This window comes from Streptomyces sp. NPDC008313, from assembly GCF_042956125.1.
Classification (GTDB): Bacteria; Actinomycetota; Actinomycetes; order Streptomycetales; family Streptomycetaceae; genus Streptomyces.
The window spans coordinates 1-1111 of sequence record NZ_JBIBFR010000062.1; the positions used below are offsets into that span (position 1 = coordinate 1).

Below are 1111 nucleotides of genomic sequence, written 5' to 3' on the forward strand. Positions count from 1 at the left end.
TATTGATCAGAAACTCATTGGGTTCTCGTCCAGGACGTAGCGGACGTGCGGGCCGCCGAAGTAGCCGCGGACGATGTGCGGCTGGCGTTGGCGTCGACGGAAGAAGCGGCGGGTCTCCGCGGTGAGTTCGGCCTGGTCGCGGGCTCGGTGCTGCTTGGGCAGGCTGTGTTTGAGGTCGGCGTTGACCAACTCGTCGGGGTTCAGCTCGGGCGAGTACGGGGGCAGGAAGTGCAGCTCGACAGCCTCGGGATGGGCGGCAAGCCAGTCCCGGACCTTCTTCGAGCGGTGCGCGGAGTGCCCGTCGACCACGAGATGGACCTTGTGGTCGAAGTGGCCGGCCAGCCGGTCCAGGAAGCGGCACATCACTTCGGCGGTGAAGGACTCGGTGAAGACCATGAAGTGCATCCGGCCCTTGGTGCTGATCGCCGACATCGCGTTCACCGAGAACCGGTTCCCGCTCCGCCGCACGACGGGCGTCTTCCCTCTCTCGCCCCAGGTGCGGCCGGTGACCTGGTCGGAGCGGATGCCGACCTGGTCGGCGAAGAGGATCTCACCGCCTTCGGCCTTCGCCTTCGCGCGGATCTTCGGCCAGGTCTCCTGGTGCCAGCGGCGCACGGCCTCGGGGTCCTGTTCGACGGCCCGTTTGTCCGGGCGCTGGAAGGACAGCCCCCACCGCTTCAGGTACTTGCCCACCCCCGGTTCGGTCAGCCGCACCCGGTACAGCTTCGCGATCAGGTCACCGATCAGCCGCCGCGTCCACAGCTGACCGCTCAGGCCCACGTCACAGGGCCGGTGATCGAGAACCGCCTGCCGCACGGCGCCCTGCTCGGCCTCCCCGAGCACCTGGTGCACCCCCACCGGCTTACCGCGCGGGCGCATGACCAGCGCCTCCCGGCCACCGGCCTGCCACTTCGCCCACCACTTGTCGACGGCCTTCAGCGACACGCCGAAGACTGCCGCCACGTCTTCACGGTCCCGGCCCGCCACCAACGCGGCCACCGCCCGCAGCCGCAGGGCCTCCTGCGCCGACGGCGACAGATGCCGCGCGTCCCCCACCAGATCGCTCACACCCGATCCAACGACCCAGAACCCAAACCGTTTCTGATCAATA

Annotated in this window: 1 protein-coding gene; it reads right to left on the bottom strand. The window is 68.6% G+C overall.

Features of this window, described 5'->3' with window-relative positions:
- Window positions 1-6 precede the first annotated feature (6 nt).
- Window positions 7-1008, bottom strand: a complete 1002-nt coding sequence (locus ACFY93_RS34540) for an IS630 family transposase (RefSeq protein ID WP_391365884.1) — start codon at window positions 1006-1008, stop codon at window positions 7-9.
- Window positions 1009-1111 lie beyond the last annotated feature (103 nt).